The sequence below is a fragment of the Paenibacillus senegalensis JC66 genome, assembly GCF_000285515.1.
Taxonomy (GTDB): Bacteria; Bacillota; Bacilli; order Paenibacillales; family NBRC-103111; genus Paenibacillus_L; species Paenibacillus_L senegalensis.
In genome coordinates this window covers 116036-136869 of the sequence record NZ_HE610963.1, presented here as the reverse complement: position 1 = coordinate 136869, position 20834 = coordinate 116036, and the positions used below count along the sequence as shown (strand labels likewise).

Here is a 20834-nt window from a genome sequence, read left to right as displayed (position 1 = left end):
CTCATTTTTCAGCCTGTCAGCCCGGACCCCTTCCAAAGGAAGGCTTTTCCTATTACTCAGTATAACCGATTCGGACTAAAGAAGCATAATGAAATCATGGCCTTGGCCTAATTAGCAGTTAAATCTCAGGCTGCTCTCACCAGCCCAAACATTAACACTGTATATTGTATAAATTCTCCAGCTCCTGTACAATTAAACAAAATATAAAGCAAAACGGATTATCTTGATTGAATCTTGATATTTGCCGTTTAGAAAAGCGAATTTTGCTGTCTAAACAGCTAAAAAACAACTTGACTTTTGGCTGGAAACCATTTCCTGACATTAAATGTTCAAAAAATTTTGCATGAATTATTTTTACATATCACGAAAGATAGCATATAATATTTTCTTAACGTGTCATGTAAGTTCACCTCGAACCTAATGTTCATGATGTCCCCTTCCGAAATTCCAATTGAAAGGCTGATGAAGAATGCAGCATAGCGACACTTCCACATTAATGGAAAACGAAAGTCTAAACCCCTTTTTGATTGCCCAGAAGCAAATTGACAAGGCAGCTTCGTTTCTGAGTCTTCCGCGTCACGTGGTAGAGATTCTGAAGAAGCCGAAACGGGTGCTTGCGGTTACCTTCCCTGTAAAGATGGACAGCGGGGAAATCCGGGTATTTGAAGGATACCGTTCCCAGCATAATGATGCGATTGGACCAACGAAGGGAGGTATTCGTTTTCACCCGGACGTGACTCTTGATGAGGTCAAAGCCCTGTCCATGTGGATGTCCTTAAAGTGCGGGGTTGTCGGCCTTCCTTACGGAGGAGGCAAGGGAGGAGTCATCTGTGATCCCCGTACCATGAGCACAGGGGAGCTGGAGAGGGTCAGCAGAGGCTTTATGGAAGCCATTGCCGATATTGTTGGACCCGACAAGGATATTCCCGCTCCGGATGTCTACACCACGCCGCAAGTGATGGGCTGGATGATGGATACTTACAGCAGGCTTAAGGGCAGCTACAGCCCTGGAGTGATCACGGGTAAACCGCTCATTCTTGGTGGTTCCAAAGGACGCAATCAAGCTACGGCCCAAGGCTGTATTTACACAATCGAGGAAGCGCTGAAGGAATTAAATCTCCCTCCGGAGAAAGCAACCGTTGCTGTTCAAGGCTTTGGTAATGCCGGCAGAATTGCCGCAGGGTTGCTCGCCGAGATGGGCTGCAAGATAGTAGCTGTCAGTGACTCCAGCGGAGGCATCTATGATGCGGAGGGTCTTGATCTTGAACGCATCGGAGCACTAAAAGACAACTCCTCCATTCTGGAGTATGGAGAGTCGTGCCGGATTACCCAGAATGCTTTGCTAGAGCTTGACGTGGATGTACTGGTACCCGCAGCTTTGGAAAATGTGATTACGTCAAGCAATGCAAATCGCATTAAGGCGAAAATCATTGCCGAAGCAGCGAACGGACCAACCACACCTGAAGCCGACCAGATTCTAGCCGAAAAGGGAATTCTCGTTATCCCTGATATTCTGGCTAATGCCGGCGGTGTTACGGTATCCTATTTCGAGTGGGTCCAGAATCTGATGAACCACTATTGGACAGAAGAAGAAGTGATTGGCAAGCTTAAAGGAATCATGGTTACTTCTTATCACGAAGTTAGAAAGATTGCTACCGAGTACAAAACGGATCTGCGGACGGCAGCTTATATGATCTCTTTGCTGCGCATTAACGAAGCTATGGAGGCCAGAGGCTGGGTTTAAGCCCCCAAACCTGCTGCATCATACTAGCGGGGTTGGAGCTGTCCAATAAGCACCCAAAGTTGGGCGGAAAAGCGTATAATTTTCCGTCCAACTTTTTTTGTGTGTCTGCTTACCACCTAAAACCCTGCATTTGTACGATTTGTCATACAAATCTTGGATAATTGCCCTTCAATCCTCTGCATTTGTACGATTTGTCATACAAATCTTGGATAATTGCCCTTCAATTCCCTGTATTTGTACGACGTTTCATACAAATCTCCGGTATTCCCACTTTAACCCCATGCATTTGTACGACATTTCGTACAAAACGCAGGAACCAACAAGCAACAGCAGGCAACAAGCCTGCGCAGCCTGCGACCTCCGCCAACCTTGGTTATATCATGCAGGAGTTGTGCCTGAGAATTCAATGACCGGTTTTTTCTCGCGTTACAACACAAAACCGATCCGAAGAAAAAGGCTTGTCCTGATTTGAACTAACCTTTTTACAACAGATCGGTTGAAGTGAAAAGATACGCTAAGATCAAACGCCATAAAAGCTTTTTGTATTGTAAAGAAGCCTTTGAGCGGCCTCTTCGCTGGAAATCCCTTTTAGCTCAGCGATTTTGGCTACCGCTTCGCTTAGCATATGGGGATGGGTCATTTGTCCGGCAAAAGGTCCTTCGAAAGGCCACGGACCATCGGTTTCCACCATCATCAGCTCCAATGGGTACTGTTTGACCAGCTGCTGGATTTCTTCTTCATACTGGACATCCGGTGTAATAGAGATCATATACCGGTTATGAATCATCCGGTCAATCGTGTCCGCAGCACCTTTGAACCAATGAAAATGCGCACGCTGCAAATCATGCTTTTCCAACAAGTCGCAAGCCAAATCGGCATCCTCGTAAACAGCGTGCAGAATGATCGGCTTATTAAGCTCCACAGCCAATTGTATAAACTTTTCGAGCATTTCGGTATAAGGCGCATAAGAGAATGCCCGACCATCTGCTTCCGCTTCCAAGCGAGAGTAATAAGGCAGCCCTACCTCCCCCACGGCAATCATTTCACTATGATGAGCACGAATCCAGGCCGTCAATGCCTCCAGCTCCGCCGCCGCAAGCGGAGGCTGTTCGGGATGATAACCATATGCAGGATGCACCTGGCCCGGATGGGCCAAATATAGGCTTCGGGTAGCCATAGAGGAAGCCAGATCCATGGATACGGAAATAAGCCCCTGAACCCCGTGATCAGCCATTTCTTTTACTATTCTATTGCGATCTAGTTCCTCATATCTGTCCAGATGAATATGTGCATCAATATACTGATTCACCAAACTCCCTCCCTCCTGCTAAAAACTAATTGAGTGCACTGCCCTATGGACAACGGAATGTTAAGGGATTAGGACTATCCAGAAAAATCCATCATCTCAAAATAAAATCCATCATCCTAAAATAAAAACCTTCATCGGCCGCGCTGCAAAGACTGCTCCTCCTTCATCTGCTCGTAGATTTCCTGCCTGAGAGAAACAAACAGCGGCTCACTAATCAGCTTGTCTGATCTCGGCCGGGCGAAAGGAACCTCAATCTGCCGCAGCACTTTTGTCGGCTTATTGGATAATAGATAAACCGTATCCGATAATAGAAGCGCCTCTTCAATATTGTGGGTTATAAACAGCACGGACCTTCTGTATTGCTCCCATATTGTGAGCAGCCAGCGCTGCATATCCTGCCTCGTCAAAGCGTCCAGAGCACTGAACGGCTCATCCAGGCATATGAGCTCTTGCGGGCTCAGGAGAGCCCGCAAAAAGGACACCCGCTGCTGCATGCCGCCTGACAAAGTAGCCGGGTACGCCTTTTCATAGCCCTCCAGTCCTACACGAGCCAGCCAGTCACGGGCTTTGGCGCGCGCCTCTCTTTTCTTCACTCCGGACAATTCCTGGGCCAAAATAACGTTGTCCTCGATCGTCCGCCATGGAAACAAGGCTGCCTGCTGAGGCATGTAGCTAATCTGCCCCCGTGCACCTGTCTTGTCTTCTCCATCCAGGAAAACCCGGCCGGATGTAGGCGGTACGACTCCCCCAACGATATGGAAAATCGTACTTTTCCCGCAGCCGGAGGGCCCGACGACGGAGACAAACTCTCCTTTGCGGACACTGAGCGTTATATCCGCCAGCACCTGCTGTTCACCGGCTCCGCCGCGATAGCTTTTAGTAATTTGCTGCAGATTTAACAGAGGCGCTTCCGCCATTTGCCACCCTCCTTACTTTTTGAATTTCCGAACGGATCAACCACCGCTCCAGCAAGGCGATCAGCCCGAAAATGATAAGGCTTAACAAAACAATTAGCGCAATAGCTACAAATACACGATCCGTGCGGAAAGCATTTTTTTGCAGGAGCATGTACATGCCAAGGCCTCTTTCCGTGCCCAGCCATTCCCCGATAACAGCCCCCATGACACTGTAAGTGGCTGAAATCTTCAGCCCGGCGAACAGGGAAGGCAATGACGAAGGAAGCTCAAGCTTAGTAAAGATTTGCCTGCGCGAAGCTCCCGCCATCTTCATATAAGTGAGCATTGTGCTGTCGGTTTGGGCAAGGCCGTTCAAAGCGGCCACAGCAACCGGAAAAAAACAGACCAGCGTAATGACAATGAGCTTGGGCAGCAAGCCGAAACCGAACCAGATCATAAGCAGTGGAGCCAGGGCGATCATCGGAACATTTTGGCTCAGAATCATAAGGGGATACAGCGCCGTTCTTAATGGGGCTATCATATGCAGCACAAAGGCTACTATGAGCCCGACTGCGGTCCCGATTGCAAAGCCGTATAGCGTCAAGCCAAGCGTAGCGAGCAAATGCTCTTGTATCCTCTGCCAGCTGACTAAACCTTCATTAGCTATATCTAATGGACTCGGCAGCATCCAACGCGGCAGGTCCATGATTTCTGCGGCCGTTTGCCAAATGGCAAGCAGCAAAACAATGGCCACCAAGGGCGGCCATGCTGCCTTAAACCAAGTTCGTATCGAAAACATCGGGGCTTCTCCCCCTTCGTCTATATCCTCTTGAGCTTATTTAACCTTCACTGCCAATTTAAAACGAACAGTATCAGGACGTTCATCCTAATCACACCAGCACATTCATCCGATCAGTTAGAGCCATATCCGGGAATAAACTCATTCGTGAACGCCTTCTCAATATCCGGCTCATTCTCCATCAGTCCATAATCCAGCATCCACTGCGCATATTTGGTCCACACTTCTTCCTTTTGCAATCCCCAATGTTCAGCTTCAGCCTGGTAGCGTGTGGCAAGCCACTCCTGACTTGCCAGCACCAGCTCCTCATCCAGATCCGGTACCTGGCTCACGAGAATTTCTCCGGCTTCCCGCGGATGATCTATCGCATATTCATAGCCTTTGCTTACGGCTCTCATAAAAGCTTCAACAGTTTCCGGCTCTTCGGCGATCATCTTTTCATTCGTAATCAATACCGGCGTGTAATAGTCCAGGCTGTCGGAATACTCATTGACATAGATCATATTAATCGGCTCATTCCTCAGCTCGGCTTCAATGCCTGTCCAGGCGTAGAAGATCCAGGCAAAATCGATATCCTGATGCATCGCTGTAAAGAAATCAATATCGCCGGCATTAATGATGCTAACTTCGTTGACATCCCCGCCATCCTCCAGCATCACAGATTCAATAACTGCGCGCTCCGCAGGCCCGCCCCAGCCGGCATAGGTTTTGCCTTCAAAGTCTTTGGGACGAGTAATGTTCTTGCTTTGCGCGGAGGCAAAACCGGAGGTATTATGCTGGATAACAGCGGCAATCGAAACCAAAGGGACACCTTCTGCGCGGGCGTGCGTAACATTTTCCTGGTAGCTCACTCCAAAAGGAACCTCACCGGATGCAACCATGGCATCGGCTCCGCTCATTCCCGGCTGAATGATCTCTACTTCCAATCCTTCTTCTGCAAAATAACCTTGGTCTACAGCTACGTATAAGCCGGTGTGATTCGTATTGGGCGCCCAGTCAAGCACAACCTGCAGCGCTTGAACCTGCGGTTCGGGCGAAGCCTCCGGGCTGGCAGAAGGAGCAGCGGGTTCATTCTGACTATTTCCACAGCCTGCTGCAAGCAGCAGCAATCCGCCTAATGCGATACCTTTCCATTGCTTAACCATCATCTTACAGTTCTCCCCTCGGTTTGTAATTTGTCTCTATGAGTCAGCGATTTGCGGCATGGGTATCATCCAGCGCTTCTAGTACAAGGCTCCCCTATTTACCGTGCAGCTATGACTACAGTCTTTATGGAAGCAGACTAATAGCTATCCTCAGAAAGCGGGTTTTCGGATATCGAAAACTTAGACTTTCTGATGTGGTCAGATAACCCCACTAAACAGGGCTTCGGCTTCGAAGTTACTAGGGTGCTTTGCGGCAGGGCCCGTACAACAAAATTTCTAATAGGCTAGTTGTGCCTAGCTTGGCTAGGCCCGCTAAGTTTAAAAAAAGCGCCCCTAAAAGGGACGCCTGCGCATACAAAAACGGCTTGCTTGTTTTCCTACGCTGGCATTACCCAGATCAGGTTTAAGGGTCCGTATCTTCCAGGGATACTATCTCAGCCGGCCACATTCCAACTCCCCAAACTTAGATTCTGTTGTCGACAAATCTCTGTAATGCCCATTATAGCCCTTCCCCTATAGGTTGTCCACAAGCACGCCATGCGCAGAAAATAGACAGGTTCTACAAAGAATAGGTATCCCCACCCGTGAAATCATAGTAAAATAGGTAAAAGAACATCTATTTTGTTAAAGGGGAGCTTTTCTTATGAATAAAGCGTTAACGATTGCCGGCTCAGACAGCAGTGGAGGAGCTGGAATTCAAGCCGATCTTAAAACCTTTCAAGAACGCGGCGTCTACGGGATGACAGCACTCACCACGATTGTCGCCCAAGACCCTCATAATAATTGGTTCCATAATGTATACCCCGTTGCCGTTAGTACATTGGAGGCTCAGCTGGAAACGATCATCAATGGAATCGGCGTCGATGCCTTGAAAACCGGAATGCTCGGCTCGATTGACATCATTGAGCTGGTTGCGGCAAAGATTGACCAGTACAACTTAAAAACCGTTGTCGTTGATCCCGTAATGGTTTGTAAAGGAGCCGACGAAGCGCTTCATCCCGAGACAAACAACAGCTTGCGGGACAAGCTGGTTCCGCGCTCCTATATTATTACTCCCAATTTGTTCGAGGCCTCCCAGTTAAGCGGCTCCGGGCCGATCAAATCCGTGGAGGAAATGAAGGAAGCCGCATTAAAAATCCACTCCCTCGGAGCGAATTACGTGCTGATCAAAGGCGGCGGCAAGCTCGTCAACGAGCCTCGTGCTGTTGATCTGCTGTACGACGGGCAAGACTTCGAGATTCTGGAGTCGGATAAGATCAGCACCACCTATACCCATGGCGCCGGCTGCACCTATTCGGCTGCAATTACAGCTGAGCTGGCCAAAGGAAAAGATGTCAAGGAAGCCGTCTATACGGCCAAAGCATTCATCACTGAAGCTATTCGCCATGGCTTCGCACTCAACAGCTATGTCGGACCAACCAACCATGGCGCTTACCGCAAAGTAAGTGCGGAGTAAAAAAGGGGTTAAGGGACCGGCAGGAGCTTAAACTGCTGCTGACCCGCTGCCTTTTGACAGCAAGAGAAACCGTCTATGCCGGAATTTGGATTGCTTCCATTTCGCTAGGTAACGGTTTCTCTTTTTTAGCTAAAACGATTGGTAAGAATAGGCTGCGTGCTGTCGGCAAATGCTAAACTATTCGTAGTTCATTTATTACCGTACATAATAAGGAGGAAGAATTATGACCCAATTGGATCAAACGCTGCAAATGATGAAAGACCTCACCGATGCCAAAGGTGTCCCCGGCAATGAGGCCGAGCCGCGGGAAGTAATGAAGAAGCATATTGAGCCTTACGCTGATGAAGTGCTGGTCGATCGCCTCGGCAGTCTCATTGCGGTCAAGAATGGAAAAGCCGACGGACCAAAAATCATGATCGCTGGCCATCTCGATGAAATCGGGTTTATGGTTACACGGATCGACGATCAGGGCTTCCTCTCCTTTCAAACCTTGGGAGGCTGGTGGGAGCAGGTTATGCTTGCCCAGCGGGTGACCGTCATTACCCGGCAGGGAGAACAAATTCCGGGTGTTATTGGCTCGAAACCACCGCATATTTTGTCGCCGGAAGCCCGCAAAAAACCGGTAGATAAGAAGGATATGTTTATCGATATCGGCGCCGCTAGCAAGGAAGAAGCGATGGCATTCGGTGTGCGCCCCGGCGATTCGATCGTTCCGGTATGTGATTTCACCGTCATGAAGAACGAAAAATTTCTGATGGCCAAAGCCTGGGACAATCGCATCGGCTGCGCTATCGCCATCGAGGTGTTTCGCCAGCTGCAAGGAGAGAAGCATGCCAACCGCGTATACGGGGTAGGAACGGTGCAGGAGGAAGTCGGGCTGCGCGGGGCAAAAACCGCCACCCATCTGATCCAGCCCGACATAGGATTTTCCGTGGATGTGGGCATTGCCGGGGATACACCGGGTGTAACAAGCAAGGAAGCCCTGGCGAAAGCCGGTGAAGGACCACAGATTCTGGTCTACGACGGTTCGATGATCTCGCACACCGGTCTTCGGCATTTTATAACCGACACGGCAGATGAATTGGGCATTCCTTATCAGTTTGATTTTGTAGCCGGCGGAGGAACGGATGCCGGTGCCATTCACGTGACCGCGCATGGAGTTCCGGCGCTTGCCATCTCCATTGCAACCCGTTATATCCATACGCATGCGGCTATTCTGCACCGCGATGATTTCGATAACACTGTCAAGCTCCTGGTTGAGGTGATCAAACGCCTCGATGCCGAGCAAGTCGCCAAGCTCACCTACGGGTGAGCACGCCAATTCACACAGATGAAAAGCTCCTTTGTTCCGGCTGGAACTCAGGAGCTTTTTGTTTGTTTTCACAGGCGGCGGTCGTTTACGTAAACCGTTCCGGGGCAAACGCCTTCAGCATGTCTTCTTCTACGCTCTCATCGATTAGGTCCGCCACGAGCTTGGCCGTTACCGGGCTTAGCAAAATGCCGTTGCGATAATGGCCGGTAGCCCAGATCACTTGCCGGGCTCCTTTTAACTTGCCGATCAAAGGGTAACCATCCTGGGTGGCCGGCCGCAGTCCGGCCCAGCGATGAAATGGCTGCACATCTTCCAGGTAAGGAAACAGGCGCTTGTTCCAGCGGATTAAGCGCTCGATTCCTTTTTCGGTAACCGACGTATCAAAGCCGGCCACATCCTCCGAAGCCCCGCTGACCAAGGTACCGTTGTCTTTTGCGACCACGTACCCCTGGCTGCTGAACACCATGTGATGTACAGCGCGTGTTGGCTGCTCATAAGCACAAATTTGGCCGCGTATGGGATAAACCGGCAGGTTTAAACCAAACGCTTCGGCATATTGCCCTGACCAGGCGCCCGTACTTATGACTAGGCGATCTGCTTCAAAACGCTGGCCTGCCCCCGCAGATACCACCAGCTCGTTCTGCCAGCTCTCCACCCGGAGCATTCCCAGCTCATCGATGATACGGACGCCTCGCTGACGGCAGCCTTCCTCCAACGCCACTACATAATCGGGCGCGTACAGATGGCTTTCAACGGGGCAGTAAAGCGCCGACCTGGCCTCGGGATGGATGCGCGGCTCTCGTTCCCGCAGCTCTTGCCCTGACAGGATAGATACCTCGGCCCCCCACTCATTCTGCCAAGCCATCCGCTCAGCCATCGCCAATTCATCCGCTTCATGGTAGCCTACATACAGACTGCCGGATTCGGTGTACTCGAAGGTGCAGCCTGAGGCCAATTTCACCTCATGCTGCCACCGGGGGTAGAGCGCCAAGCTGCTTCGGCAAAGGTGGAAGAAATCATCTGGACCTTCGCCATTCTCCGAATAGGGAGCCAGCATGCCGGCGGCTGCTCCAGAGGCTTGTCCCCCGCAGCGATTGGCCTCAAGAACAGTCACTTCATGTCCTCTGCCCGCAAGTTCAAATGCAACCGCTAGGCCAATAACTCCCCCTCCCAAGACAATGACCTGCTCACGCATGGGATATCCACCCGCTTTCCTCATGTCGATTTTCGATATATGTGCTAACTGTATCGGCATACCGTCTTAGCTGCGCCCCAGGCGGAATCGGTTAATAACGCACGCTCAAAGGCCGAATTCTCTTCAGGAGGATGAAGAAGAAATATAACTCTCCAGTCCACTGCTCGCTGTTGCATAACGTCTCTTGGGAATCCGGCCGGCCAAATAGGCTTGACGTCCGGCACGGATCGCCCATTTCATCGCCTCCGCCATCTGTACCGGATTTTTAGCCTTGGCTACTGGTGTATTCATTAACACAGCCGAAGCACCCAGCTCCATCGCCTGCGCTACATCCGCCGCTGAGCCCAGACCGGCATCGACAATAATCGGCACACGGGCTTCCTCAATAATGAGGCCCAGGTTATAGGGATTCAGAATTCCTAATCCGGAGCCAATTGGCGAGCCTCCCGGCATAACCGCAGCCGCTCCGGCGTCCTCCAGCTTTTTACACAGCACAGGATCATCTGAAGTGTAAGGCAGCACGACAAAACCTTCCTTAACCAAGGCCTCTGTTGCCTTCAAGGTTTCGATCGGATCGGGAAGCAGTGTTCTTTCGTTTACGCTAATCTCGATTTTAATCCAATTGCTGATCCCTGATGCTTTGGCGAGACGGGCTATCCGGATAGCTTCTTCGGCATTCTTCGCTCCCGATGTATTAGGCAGGTAAATAAACTCCCGCTCCTGCAGATGCTGAAGAATAGCGTCATCCTCTACGGAATCGAGATTAACCCGGCGAATTGCAAAGGTGAGCACCTCAGCTTCCGAAGCCTCGATCGCCTGATTTTGCACAAAAGGATTCGGGTAGCGGCCAGTCCCCAGAAAAAAACGGGAATTCAGCGTTTGCCCGGCAATCTCCCACTGATCTTTAACTAATGACATACGCTTAACCCCCTCCTACAAAATGAACTATTTCCATCTTCATTCCCTGGCGAACCGATTCCCTGTCCCATTGTTCCTTCTCGATAATGCGTCCTTCCAGTTCAACGACAATCAATTTATCCTGCAGCCCCAGCTCCGCGACAACTCCTAATACAGTATCAGCGGAAACCTGCCTAACCGTGCCATTAATAGTTAAATCCATCATCAACCCCACTTTCTCATGCCTTCGATTTTCCGGATTAGCGGAGCTTGTTTTAAGAGTTTGTGCGGGTCCTGATTTTTTGCAGCAGCTTCTCCGCTGTGCCGCGCACATCATCGCTTCCTACTATTTCACTAATTACGCAAATTCGGGTTGCTCCGGCATCCAGCACCTGATCGACATTGTGCAGTTTAATGCCACCAATGGCAACGAAGGGAATCCGGATCTCCCCGGCAACTTCCCTTACATAAGAAGTGGTTACCGGATCAACCACATCGAGCTTGCTCTTAGTCGGGAAGACCGGGCCAACCCCGATATAATCCGCTCCTTCACGCTCAGCAGCTCTTGCCTCTTCAATCGCATGCGTCGATATTCCGATAATTTTATTACCCATAATTTTTCTGGCTTCAGCAAGGGGCAAATCATCCTGACCCAAGTGAATCCCATCCGCATCCGAAGCCAGTGCGATATCAATATGATCATTGACAATGAATAATACGTCATGCTTGCGGGTTAATTCCCTAAGCTTCCTCGCTTTGTGCAGAATATCCCGCTTGCTTCCTGTCTTGTCCCTGAGCTGAATAATGTCAACACCACCCAAGATGGCTTCCTCCATCACTTCGATGACATCCCGTCCAGGGTGAAATTGTTCCCCGGTAATGGCATATAACCGAAAATCCCTCATCACAAGCCCTCCTTATCCATCCTCTTCTCCGTCAGGCAGCTCCGGTTCCACCCGTGCTTTCCTGCCTGCATTAAAAAAATAACCGCCCCCGGACAGGAGCGGTTTGGACATTTGTGTAGATCAACAAAAGCCATTCCACTTCCCTACGCTGATATCATTCAGATCAGGTTCAAAGGGTCCAAGATTTCTTCTCTTGTCTCAGTCCTCACGGACTCCCCTAGTGGCTAACAGTTGATTCAATTCCTTCTAAGGATACACCTGCATTCAAAAGATTGTCAATGCGCCTATAAGAGACCATTTAATGCCGGCATCTTCTGAGGCTGCCTCTAATAGGCATAAGTGAAGGTGTACTCCTTCCCATTCTATCTTGAAAGGAAGACATAAGTTGAACAAAAAACGCAAATCTTATTTACTGCTTGCCGTATCCGTTGCCCTGGTCATGACATTATTCGCAGGCTCAAGCTCTGCAGCTGTTATGGGCGCCAGCTCGTCATCTGCCTATGACGCAGCGGTTTTGGCTGATCAGCCCAAAGGGTACTGGCCGTTAACACCGGGTGAAGCCGCAGATTATTCAGGAAATAGCCACTTGGGCGTTTTTACCGGCTCGCCGCTCCCTGCTGCTATGCCTAACGGAGATATCGTTTCTGCTTTCAACGGTTCTTCCCAATACTTTACCATTGCCGATCATGATGACCTGGAACTGACAACAACAGGAATTCTGACCATCGAGGCGTGGATGCGGCCAGATACTTTGCAGTTTAGCAATCAGCAGAGTACTGGCTATGTCCATTGGATGGGCAAGGGCACCCCGGGCCAGCACTCCTGGGCTGCGCGAATGTACAGCTACATAAACGATGAGAATCGCCCGAACCGCATCAGCGGTTATGCCTTCAACCTTTCCGGCGGATTAGGAGCGGGCTCCTATTTCCAAGACCCGATAACGGCCGGGGAATGGATTCATTACACACTAGTGATCAATACTGTCGATATCAGCACAGCCTATCCTACGGGATATACCAAAGTTTATAAAAACGGAGTGCTTAGAGATCAGGACAGCCTGGCGGGCTACAGCATCGTTCCCGGCAATGGCACCGCGCCAATTCGTATTGCCACTAGAGATATGGCCTCCTTCTTTGAAGGAGCGATTGGAAAAGTAGCCATATACGATTATGAGCTGACATCTGCCCAATTGCTTAATCATTACAACATCATGATGGATTAATATACTAACTTCATAACCTTGTAATTATTGAGCCTTGTACTAAAAAGCAGGCGTTTTCATGTATCCTTGAATGAAGGGTCTGTCCCCGGCCGCATGACCTGGGAGACGGACCCTTTACCAGCATTTTTAGTAGAGAAAATTAGCCCGCAATATTCTTTTTAAGCCCAGCGTTCTTCACGATTCTATAGACTTCTGAATTAGCTGCAGCACTCGGATAACTGCCCGGATTTGCTGCATGTCTTCATTCTCTCAAGGAATGGAATTCGTACAAAACACAGGAAACAACCCCGCGAACCCCTGTCATCCTTGGCTATTTTAATTCTGGAGTTGTGCCTGAGAACTCAGCTGGCTTTCACTGTTCTCGTTCCTCTCTCGTTCCTCATTTAATTTGAAATCATTATGAAAATTAGGTCTTTTGGCGCTGTAGGACAAGCAGGAGTCTGCTATACTGGCAATAGTTTTGCAAGAGATTGATGGGATAGAAGGGCAGGTGAATAATTATGTGGCAGGAATTTAAGAAGTTTGCTATGAAAGGGAACGTCATCGATTTGGCCGTGGGGGTTATTATCGGTACGGCATTCGGAGCGATTGTGACTTCATTGGTGAATGATCTCATTATGCCCCTGCTTGGTATCGTGACGGGAGGAGTCGATTTCTCCGAACGTGTCGTGCTTATTCAAGGGGTTGAATTGAAATATGGCGCCTTTTTGCAGACGATTTTTGACTTCTTTATAATTGCCTTCTCCGTATTTTTATTTGTTAAGTTTTTTACCAGGATGAAGCGCAAAGAAGAGAAGAAGCCCGAGGCTCCGCCCAAGCCTTCCCGTGAAGAAGAACTGCTCAGCGAAATTCGGGACCTGTTGAAAGCACAGTCTAAATAAGGTCAATCGTGGGGAGCTGTCCCACAAGTCATGGAAATGACAAGTCCTATTTTAAAGCTAAAATAAAGAAAACAAACCGTTTCTTGGTAAATGGAAGTGCGACCGCCATTTACGAAAGAACGGTTTTTCTTTGTCCATGAAAGCAACCATGTCCATGAAATTAATTATTGTTAACATTGATTTTCATTTCTGTATTTTAACGAATTATTTTGTGTAATATTTAACCTCATTTAATTAAATTTTATAAAAAAATATTTCTGGTAAGCCTTGCTAAATGGGAAGCCTATTGGCATAATATAAACTACACTTGTCATTAGATGTTACTTTTTTCTAAATTAGTGAAAGCGGAATCAATGTCGGAATCATTGTATAAGGACCATCCAAAAGACACGTTGTGGCTAGGCTTGAACAATTTCCCGCTTGTAGATTGACAGTGGAAATGATGCAGCATACCTATACCTTCCGAATAACTTGCTCAGCTTGATTTTCGGCTAGTATGAATATTTCTATCACTTCCATTACAACCGCTTACAAAGATGTTTATCCCTATTTTTCAAGTAATTCCCTTATTAAGGCAACACTAATCTCGTCGCGACCATTTCTTTGCCCGGCACTGCTTTTTTACAAAAGGCTGATATTAGTAGGCATCAGAGTTTACAATCACAAGTTACCATATAAGGAAATAACTGAAAGTGGTGCTTTGCATGGAAACTGCAGCTTATAACCCGATCATTGCTTCCGTAACAAAATTAAGCCAGCTGGAAGCCGTCCGGCACAGCCGCGTCGAAAGGGTCAACCTGATGGCCGGAGACATTGTTAATCTGAACCAAATTTTGAAGGAGCTTCATCGCGCAGGTAAACGAGTTTATATTCATGTGGATATGATAGGCGGCTTGGGCCGGGACCGTACCTCGATCACCTTCCTTAAACGGGAATTCGCTTTCGAGGGTATCATTACGACAAGGGCCAATGTGATATCAGCAGCCAAGCAAGAAGGACTGCGTGCAATCCAGAGGATCTTCGCTATCGATACTACGGCTATGGATACCGCCATTAAGATGATTCACCAATCATGTCCAGATGAGGTTGAACTGATGCCCGGCCTTATGCCGCGAATCGCGCGGGAGCTGAAGCAATCTCTTGAACAGCCTCTGATCGTTGGCGGTTTGATACGCTATCAAGAAGAAATCGAGGCGTGCCTGAACAATGGGGCCAGTTATGTCTCTATTGGCGATGAATCATTTTGGTGCTAGACCGCATTCGGGTGGAGACGAAGAGAAAACCCAAATGCATTAAATATACAATGGTTTACTCAGTGGAGGTGATTTGACTCTCTGTATTTGAGTTAGCCGTGTCGTCTTTATAAATCTATTTTTGAAGGGAGCCTGTTACTTACAATGAAAGAAAACAGAAAAACGATCTTGAAATGGTCACAGTTCGGACTGACCGGAGCTGTCGCCCTTAGTTTAGTCGCGTGTTCTTCGGGGTCTGGCGGGGGCGCCGCTGCCGATCCTGACGACGATACGCCGATTACGATTCAATATTGGCATGCCCATGCCGATAACCAAATGCCCGGTGTCGAATACATGATTGAAGAATTCACTAAAAAATATCCACATATTACTGTGGAACCCGTTTATCAGGGAGGTTACGCAGACCTTCACAAGAAGCTGCAGGCAGCGGTTGTGGCTAATGATGTTCCGGCGGTAACCAACGTTGAGGTGGCCTCGCTTCCCAACTTTGCGGATAGCGGCACCTTTGCCGATCTGACTTCCTGGATCGAAAGGGACGGAACGGATCTCGACGATTTTGCCGAAGGAATGCTGCAAGCCTACGCTTATGACGGCGTTCAATACGGCTTCCCTCTTATCGTGAGCACCTCGGTATTCGTCTATAACAAAACGCTGCTGGATGAACTGGGTGTAAAGCCCCCGGAGACCTGGGATGAGATTGAGGACTTTATGAAAAAGGTGGCGGTCATTGAGAATGGGGAAACCAAGCGCTATGCCTTCTCCGTTCCAGGCTGGGATACCTGGTACTATGATCCGTGGGTTATTAATGGCGGGGGATCCATCCTTAATGATGACCATACAGAAGTGACCATCCACAACCCGGAAAGCATGCGTTACTTATTGAATTTCAAAAAATGGCAGGATGAAGGTTATATGCATATGGGCTTTGGCCGGGGTGCCTCCGACATTATGAGACAGATGTTCCTTGATGGCCAGATTGCTATGGTTCAGCATTCCTCGGCTGTAATTAAAACTTATTTGGAGAATGCCGATTTTGAAGTCGGAGTAGCCTTTATTCCTGGAGATGCAGAGCGCATTTCCAACATTGGCGGCGCCGGTATCGTAATGATGGAGAAAGCAAAAGCGAATGAGAAGGAAGCTGCATGGAAATTCATTGAGCACATGACTTCCGCTGAGCATAACATCAGGTGGGCGGAGCTGGTCGGTTACCTGCCTACGCGTAAATCCGCCTTTACCTCGGAGGAAGGAGAGCAATATTTCCAGAATCAGCCTCAGTATGCAGCTGTATTCGATAATTTTGACAGCGTTATGCCCCGTTTACAGCATCCAGCCTATCCGGAATTCAGTAACGTGTACAAAGAGGTTATCGGGGAGATGGTGCTGAATGGAGCCGATCCTGAACCGTTAATGCAGGATGCCGCTGTCAAAATCCAGGAGATATTGGAGGATTACCGTTAAATGAGCGCAGAACTTAAACAGCCTAAGGTGGAGGCAGGCCCTAAACGGGCCTCCTCCCTTCACCAAAGGCTGGAAAAGCTCAAAGATTTCTCGTTTGCTTTCCCAGCCTTGCTTTTCTTAGGGCTTTTTTTATATTACCCGCTGGCCTATTCCATTTCGATTAGCTTTACTAACTGGAACATGACCCGGCCAAACCGGACGTTTATCGGAATTGACAACTATACTTACCTGTTGACAAACGATGCCTTTTATAATTCGTTAAAGGTTACTCTGTACTATACAGTCATGGATGTGACGCTGACACTGGGCATCGGCTTGCTGCTCGCTCTATTGTTTAATGTCATAGCGAGCAAGCTGTTTGACTTTATGCGGCTGATTATCTTCATGCCTTATTATGTATCTATGGTTATCGCCGCGATGGTTTTCATCTGGATCTATAACGGCCAGTATGGGCTGCTCAATGAGATTATGAGGACGTTTGGTCTGCAGCCAGTTGACTGGCTCATTAACACGAAGACGGTACTGCCGGCTATTGTGGCTGTCTCCGTCTGGAAAGGCGTAGGCTTCGCGATGATACTCTTTATCGCAGGGCTGCGCGGCATTCCGGTAGAGTACTATGAAGCGGCGAGCATTGATGGAGCTAACAAGTTCCAGCAGTTCCGCAAGATCACACTGCCGCTGCTATCGCCGATGACCTTGTTCCTGCTGATTACAACATTCATTTCTTCCATGCAGGTGTTCCAATCCATTGATGTTATGACCAATGGAGGTCCGCTGCAGGCTTCCAATGCGATCGTCTATTGGATCTATACGATGGCGTTTGATGAGTTCAGAACGGGCCGTGCCTCGGCGCTTGTCGTTATTCTGTTTGTAATCATTCTCCTGCTTACACTGGTGCAATGGGTCATCGGTAAAAGGAGGGTTCATTATGAAGGATAACCGCATGGCGGGCCAGAAAAATTTGAAGGTCTTGCATGTTGTTAGAATCATTGCAGCCCTGCTTGTCACTGCTTTAATGTTTTTCCCGATCTATTGGCTGGTGATCAGCGCCTTTAAAACGCAGTATGAAATGCGGCTGGCGGTCCCTACCTTGTGGCCGAAACAATTCGTATTCGATAACTTCATCGAAGCTTTCAACGTGGTCCCTTATACCCGTTATTTCTTCAATACGTTTGTGCAGGCGGCCGGCCTGGTAATCCTGCAGCTGAACGTGGCTCTAATGGCCGCCTACGCTTTTGCCAAAGGACGCTTCTGGGGCAAGGAGCTTTTCTTCATGCTCGTGCTGGCTGCTCTCATTGTTCCGGAGCAGGTTACCTTCGTCCCGGTTTACGTCATGATGTCCAAGGTCGGCTGGCTGGACACTTTCCTCGCGCTGATTATCCCTCATGGAGCGTCGGCATTCGGAATTTTCCTGCTGCGTCAGGCGTTCAAATCGGTTAACAACGATGTTATTGAGGCCGCTCGGGTAGACGGCGCCGGCAGATTCGGAATCTTATACCGGATTTTGCTTCCTATGACGCTGCCAACCGTTGTAACACTGGGGATTCTAATCTTTATTTCCGGATGGAACTCCTACTTCTGGCCGCTGATCATGACCAATTCGAACGATATGCGGGTACTGACTGTCGGTATTGCGATGCTGCGGGACTCCGTTGCTGGTAACGAAGCATTGTTCTTTAATGTCATTATGGCGGCAAGTACGATGGCGATTATTCCTATCGTCATTCTCTTCACACTAGCACAGAAGCATATTATCGCGGCTATGGCTAATTCGACCTTTAAATAAGCAGTGGAAGGGGAATTCTCTTCCTCAGTATCCGTGGCTCAAAAAACACTCCCCCATCTCTCGGATGGCGGGAGTGTTTTATCGATTACTGCCTGTGTAGTGGTTGCCATAGACTTGCAATCATCCTGAAGCTGCGCTACCCTTACGAGCTCACAGTTGTTGCATCAATAACCTTTAACGTTTCACGGATAAAAGCCGGTTCATCATCCGGAGTCCGCGAGGTGACCAGGTTGCGGTCTACAATCACTTCTTCATTTTTGAACGTGGCCCCGGCATTCACGAGATCGTGCTCCAAGGCAGGATAGCTGGTAAGTGTGCGCCCCTTCAGTATGTCTGCGCTGATCAGCACTTGGGGGCCATGACAAATTGCCGAAATGGGCTTTCCCAGCTCATCCAGCTCTCTTACAAAAGCCTGTACGTCCTTGTCCATCCGAATCGCTTCTGGAGATGAGCCTCCGGGAATAACCGCGCCATCAAAGTCCTTCGCATTAATGTCCGAAATGGCCTTCTCCACTTTGTAAGACGCTTTCTTATTCTTGCCCTCGAGCTTCTCCCCTTCCTTTAGCCCAACAATGACCGCCTCATGGCCAGCTTCACGGAGGGCGTCGTAAGGCTTCTTCATTTCGCTGTCTTCAAAGCCGGGTCCTAACAAAAAAGCAATCTTAGCCATCAATAACAGCTCCTTTACTAGTGATGATAATATTCACCTGCCAGCTTGCTGCATTTCCTGTACCTTACCCTTTTTTATAAGGAGATAAACAAGCCCGAAGCGTTTATTTTGCTTTTTTAACGTCCCCGGCCTTGCAGCCGAAAACATTAATACCTGCATTACATCTTTGCCCGCTGCAGGAAGATTATAGTATACTTTGATTATGAGAATTAATGTTTCACATAAATTTATTTATCGTGAATTTTTTTAACAAAATGAATCTGGACTTTCGGAAAAACGCTTCAGAAGAGCAAGGTGAACTAAAATATAGCTTATATGAGGAGTTGTTCGATATGACTAGAATGACTGGAAAAGCCAGCTTCACCAGCTCAAGACCTCAGACGGCTTCAATTGACGAGAACGCCCCGGTGACGGGACATGCTCCGGGCAAAAACCTGAATATCGCCAGCATAGGAGGAAAAGTGGTAAGCCGGCAGCTTGTAACTAATGAAGACGCGGTTAAAGCGCCCAAACGGGAAATGCGCTCGGCCTGGATTGCTACAGTAGATAATATCGACTGGCCGGCAAAGCTTAGTCCGGAGGAGATCGGGGTAATCGATCCGGAACAGTTAGCTGAAAGGCAAAAGGCCGATTATATTCAAATTCTTGACGATCTAAAATCGCTCGGGATAAACGCCATTATTATGCAAATCAAACCAACGGCCGACTCTTTTTATCCTTCTGAATACGGACCTTGGTCGGAGTGGCTCTCCGGTGTACAGGGCCGCGACCCCGGCTATGACCCGCTGCAATTTATGATTGAGGAGGCCCAAAAGCGTAATCTGGAGTTCCATGCTTGGTTTAACCCTTACCGGATTAGTATTCATAGTGATATTAACCGCCTTTCCGCCGAGCATCCGCTGAAAAAGCACCAGGATTGGATGGTCACCTACGGAGGACGGCTTCTGCTCGATCCCGGCATCCCGGAAGCGCAGGAGTACATTATTAACAGCGTGATGGAGGTTGTATCGAAGTACGATATCGATGCTGTCCAGTTCGACGATTATTTCTACCCGTATCCCGCTAACGAAAGTGATTTTCCAGATCAACAAACATACGAGACGTACGGCAAGGATCGCTTCAATAATATTGCTGACTGGCGCAGAGATAACGTCAACACCTTTATTCGCAAGCTGGCGGCCGAGATCAAAAAAGAGAAGCCTTATGTGAAATTCGGAATCAGCCCCTTCGGGATTTGGAGGAACAAATCCTCCGACCCCACTGGTTCCGATACTAACGGCTTGCAAAATTATGATGCCTTGTATGCAGACACCCGTAAATGGATTGAAGAAGCATGGGTTGATTACATGACGCCGCAAAACTACTGGCACTTCGGGAATGAGTCAGCGGCCTATGAAGTTGTCCTCGATTGGTGGATAAAGGAATTGCGGGAACGCGGCTCCAATACCCATCTCTATATCGGCCAAGCCTCTTACCGGATCGGCTCGCCAAGTGAAAATCCAGCCTGGATGAACCCCGATGAGCTGCCGGATCAATTGAAATTCAATCGCCGCTACGAAGAAGTTAAGGGCAGCATGTTCTTTAACACTAGCAGTCTGCAGGCGAATCGTCTCGGCTTTTCCGAACGGTTGAAAAAGGAGATTTACGCGACTCCCGCTCTTATTCCTGCAATGGACTGGCTGCCAAAAATGGTGCATCAGCCCCCAACACTCGTCCGCACGGACAACTTGGCGGAGGGGATCCGCCTGACCTGGGAGGATCATGCCGGCAACGAGTCAGCCTATTATGTTATCTATCGTGCCGCAAAAGGCCAGGTACTGACGATAGAGGATCCGGGCCTCATCCTCTCCATTGTTCGTCCCATGTCTGCCGAAGAACCGTTAACCTTCATCGACTCGGATGTCAG

At 48.8% G+C, this 20834-nt stretch carries 19 protein-coding genes and 2 riboswitches; of the genes, 10 read left to right on the top strand and 9 right to left on the bottom strand.

Translation table 11 applies throughout. The features are described from left to right. The first annotated feature begins 469 nt into the window (after positions 1-469). Entirely contained in the window at positions 470-1744 is a 1275-nt protein-coding gene (locus PSHG_RS23005; protein ID WP_010278346.1) for a Glu/Leu/Phe/Val family dehydrogenase, read from the top strand. Positions 1745-2264: 520 nt separating this feature from the next. On the opposite strand, the gene PSHG_RS23000 is transcribed toward PSHG_RS23005, so the two are convergent. The 4 genes from PSHG_RS23000 to PSHG_RS22985 form a co-directional block, all read right to left on the bottom strand. After that, the gene (locus PSHG_RS23000; protein WP_010278343.1) at positions 2265-3056 is read right to left on the bottom strand and encodes a TatD family hydrolase; all 792 of its coding nucleotides are present in this window, start codon (positions 3054-3056) and stop codon (positions 2265-2267) included. 128 nt (positions 3057-3184) lie between these two features. Continuing rightward, positions 3185-3970, bottom strand: coding sequence for an ABC transporter ATP-binding protein (locus tag PSHG_RS22995; RefSeq protein ID WP_026021573.1), 786 nt, complete (start codon positions 3968-3970; stop codon positions 3185-3187). Further along, positions 3930-4748 carry an ABC transporter permease gene (locus PSHG_RS22990; protein WP_010278337.1) on the bottom strand — a complete coding sequence of 273 codons (819 nt, stop codon included), beginning with the start codon at positions 4746-4748 and terminating at the stop codon, positions 3930-3932. The genes PSHG_RS22995 and PSHG_RS22990 overlap by 41 nt, the downstream gene beginning before the upstream one ends. 113 nt (positions 4749-4861) lie before the next feature. Further along, entirely contained in the window at positions 4862-5896 is a 1035-nt protein-coding gene (locus tag PSHG_RS22985; protein WP_010278334.1) for an ABC transporter substrate-binding protein, read from the bottom strand. Positions 5897-6250: 354 nt separating this feature from the next. Then, positions 6251-6363, bottom strand: a riboswitch (TPP riboswitch). Between the two features lie 173 nt (positions 6364-6536). On the opposite strand from PSHG_RS22985, the gene pdxK reads away from it, so the two are divergent. Together pdxK and PSHG_RS22975 are read left to right on the top strand one after the other, a co-directional pair. Beyond that, a complete protein-coding gene (gene pdxK, locus PSHG_RS22980; protein WP_010278331.1) occupies positions 6537-7349 on the top strand; it encodes a pyridoxine/pyridoxal/pyridoxamine kinase in 813 nt (270 codons plus the stop codon). A gap of 223 nt (positions 7350-7572) precedes the next feature. After that, positions 7573-8661: a M42 family metallopeptidase gene (locus PSHG_RS22975; protein ID WP_010278330.1), complete on the top strand. Its 1089-nt coding sequence runs from the start codon at positions 7573-7575 to the stop codon at positions 8659-8661. 85 nt (positions 8662-8746) lie between these two features. Here PSHG_RS22975 and thiO read toward each other — a convergent pair whose 3' ends face one another. The 4 genes from thiO to thiE all read right to left on the bottom strand — a co-directional run bounded on the left by thiO (position 8747) and on the right by thiE (position 11658). Beyond that, on the bottom strand, positions 8747-9856 hold the full coding sequence (thiO, locus tag PSHG_RS22970; protein ID WP_010278328.1) for a glycine oxidase ThiO: 1110 nt from the start codon (positions 9854-9856) through the stop codon (positions 8747-8749). Positions 9857-9979: 123 nt separating this feature from the next. Beyond that, the gene (locus PSHG_RS22965; RefSeq protein WP_010278327.1) at positions 9980-10774 is read right to left on the bottom strand and encodes a thiazole synthase; all 795 of its coding nucleotides are present in this window, start codon (positions 10772-10774) and stop codon (positions 9980-9982) included. Positions 10775-10778: 4 nt separating this feature from the next. Continuing rightward, positions 10779-10979, bottom strand: coding sequence for a sulfur carrier protein ThiS (thiS, locus tag PSHG_RS22960; RefSeq protein ID WP_010278325.1), 201 nt, complete (start codon positions 10977-10979; stop codon positions 10779-10781). A gap of 49 nt (positions 10980-11028) precedes the next feature. Beyond that, the gene (thiE, locus tag PSHG_RS22955) at positions 11029-11658 is read right to left on the bottom strand and encodes a thiamine phosphate synthase (RefSeq protein WP_010278323.1); all 630 of its coding nucleotides are present in this window, start codon (positions 11656-11658) and stop codon (positions 11029-11031) included. 123 nt (positions 11659-11781) lie between these two features. Beyond that, positions 11782-11887: riboswitch (TPP riboswitch) on the bottom strand. Positions 11888-12043: 156 nt separating this feature from the next. On the opposite strand from thiE, the gene PSHG_RS22945 reads away from it, so the two are divergent. The 6 genes from PSHG_RS22945 (at position 12044) to PSHG_RS22920 (ending at position 18258) form a co-directional block, all read left to right on the top strand. Further along, positions 12044-12880, top strand: a complete 837-nt coding sequence (locus PSHG_RS22945; protein ID WP_010278321.1) for a LamG domain-containing protein — start codon at positions 12044-12046, stop codon at positions 12878-12880. Positions 12881-13380: 500 nt separating this feature from the next. Then, on the top strand, positions 13381-13761 hold the full coding sequence (gene mscL / locus PSHG_RS22940; protein WP_010278320.1) for a large conductance mechanosensitive channel protein MscL: 381 nt from the start codon (positions 13381-13383) through the stop codon (positions 13759-13761). A gap of 704 nt (positions 13762-14465) precedes the next feature. Next, entirely contained in the window at positions 14466-15014 is a 549-nt protein-coding gene (locus tag PSHG_RS22935) for a glycerol-3-phosphate responsive antiterminator (protein WP_010278318.1), read from the top strand. Between the two features lie 144 nt (positions 15015-15158). Then, positions 15159-16472: an ABC transporter substrate-binding protein gene (locus PSHG_RS22930; RefSeq protein ID WP_010278315.1), complete on the top strand. Its 1314-nt coding sequence runs from the start codon at positions 15159-15161 to the stop codon at positions 16470-16472. Next, on the top strand, positions 16473-17411 hold the full coding sequence (locus tag PSHG_RS22925) for a carbohydrate ABC transporter permease (RefSeq protein ID WP_010278313.1): 939 nt from the start codon (positions 16473-16475) through the stop codon (positions 17409-17411). After that, the gene (locus tag PSHG_RS22920) at positions 17401-18258 is read left to right on the top strand and encodes a carbohydrate ABC transporter permease (protein WP_010278310.1); all 858 of its coding nucleotides are present in this window, start codon (positions 17401-17403) and stop codon (positions 18256-18258) included. The genes PSHG_RS22925 and PSHG_RS22920 overlap by 11 nt, the downstream gene beginning before the upstream one ends. A 142-nt stretch (positions 18259-18400) precedes the next feature. Here PSHG_RS22920 and PSHG_RS22915 read toward each other — a convergent pair whose 3' ends face one another. Then, positions 18401-18928, bottom strand: coding sequence for a type 1 glutamine amidotransferase domain-containing protein (locus PSHG_RS22915; RefSeq protein WP_010278307.1), 528 nt, complete (start codon positions 18926-18928; stop codon positions 18401-18403). Between the two features lie 332 nt (positions 18929-19260). On the opposite strand from PSHG_RS22915, the gene PSHG_RS28765 reads away from it, so the two are divergent. Continuing rightward, on the top strand, positions 19261-20834 hold a 1574-nt coding region (locus PSHG_RS28765; protein ID WP_235782111.1), incomplete at its 3' end, for a glycoside hydrolase family 10 protein.

Excerpts from the sequence above, each read along its gene's own strand:
- PSHG_RS22975 (WP_010278330.1), top strand. The coding sequence starts at position 7,573 with ATGACCCAATTGGATCAAACGCTGCAAATGATGAAAGACCTCACCGAT.
- PSHG_RS22990 (WP_010278337.1), bottom strand. The coding sequence starts at position 4,748 with ATGTTTTCGATACGAACTTGGTTTAAGGCAGCATGGCCGCCCTTGGTG.
- PSHG_RS22985 (WP_010278334.1), bottom strand. The coding sequence starts at position 5,896 with ATGATGGTTAAGCAATGGAAAGGTATCGCATTAGGCGGATTGCTGCTG.
- PSHG_RS23005 (WP_010278346.1), top strand. The coding sequence starts at position 470 with ATGCAGCATAGCGACACTTCCACATTAATGGAAAACGAAAGTCTAAAC.
- thiE (WP_010278323.1), bottom strand. The coding sequence starts at position 11,658 with ATGAGGGATTTTCGGTTATATGCCATTACCGGGGAACAATTTCACCCT.
- PSHG_RS22915 (WP_010278307.1), bottom strand. The coding sequence starts at position 18,928 with ATGGCTAAGATTGCTTTTTTGTTAGGACCCGGCTTTGAAGACAGCGAA.
- thiS (WP_010278325.1), bottom strand. The coding sequence starts at position 10,979 with ATGATGGATTTAACTATTAATGGCACGGTTAGGCAGGTTTCCGCTGAT.
- pdxK (WP_010278331.1), top strand. The coding sequence starts at position 6,537 with ATGAATAAAGCGTTAACGATTGCCGGCTCAGACAGCAGTGGAGGAGCT.
- thiO (WP_010278328.1), bottom strand. The coding sequence starts at position 9,856 with ATGCGTGAGCAGGTCATTGTCTTGGGAGGGGGAGTTATTGGCCTAGCG.
- PSHG_RS22920 (WP_010278310.1), top strand. The coding sequence starts at position 17,401 with ATGAAGGATAACCGCATGGCGGGCCAGAAAAATTTGAAGGTCTTGCAT.
- PSHG_RS22930 (WP_010278315.1), top strand. The coding sequence starts at position 15,159 with ATGAAAGAAAACAGAAAAACGATCTTGAAATGGTCACAGTTCGGACTG.
- PSHG_RS22995 (WP_026021573.1), bottom strand. The coding sequence starts at position 3,970 with ATGGCGGAAGCGCCTCTGTTAAATCTGCAGCAAATTACTAAAAGCTAT.
- PSHG_RS22965 (WP_010278327.1), bottom strand. The coding sequence starts at position 10,774 with ATGTCATTAGTTAAAGATCAGTGGGAGATTGCCGGGCAAACGCTGAAT.
- PSHG_RS22935 (WP_010278318.1), top strand. The coding sequence starts at position 14,466 with ATGGAAACTGCAGCTTATAACCCGATCATTGCTTCCGTAACAAAATTA.
- PSHG_RS22925 (WP_010278313.1), top strand. The coding sequence starts at position 16,473 with ATGAGCGCAGAACTTAAACAGCCTAAGGTGGAGGCAGGCCCTAAACGG.
- mscL (WP_010278320.1), top strand. The coding sequence starts at position 13,381 with ATGTGGCAGGAATTTAAGAAGTTTGCTATGAAAGGGAACGTCATCGAT.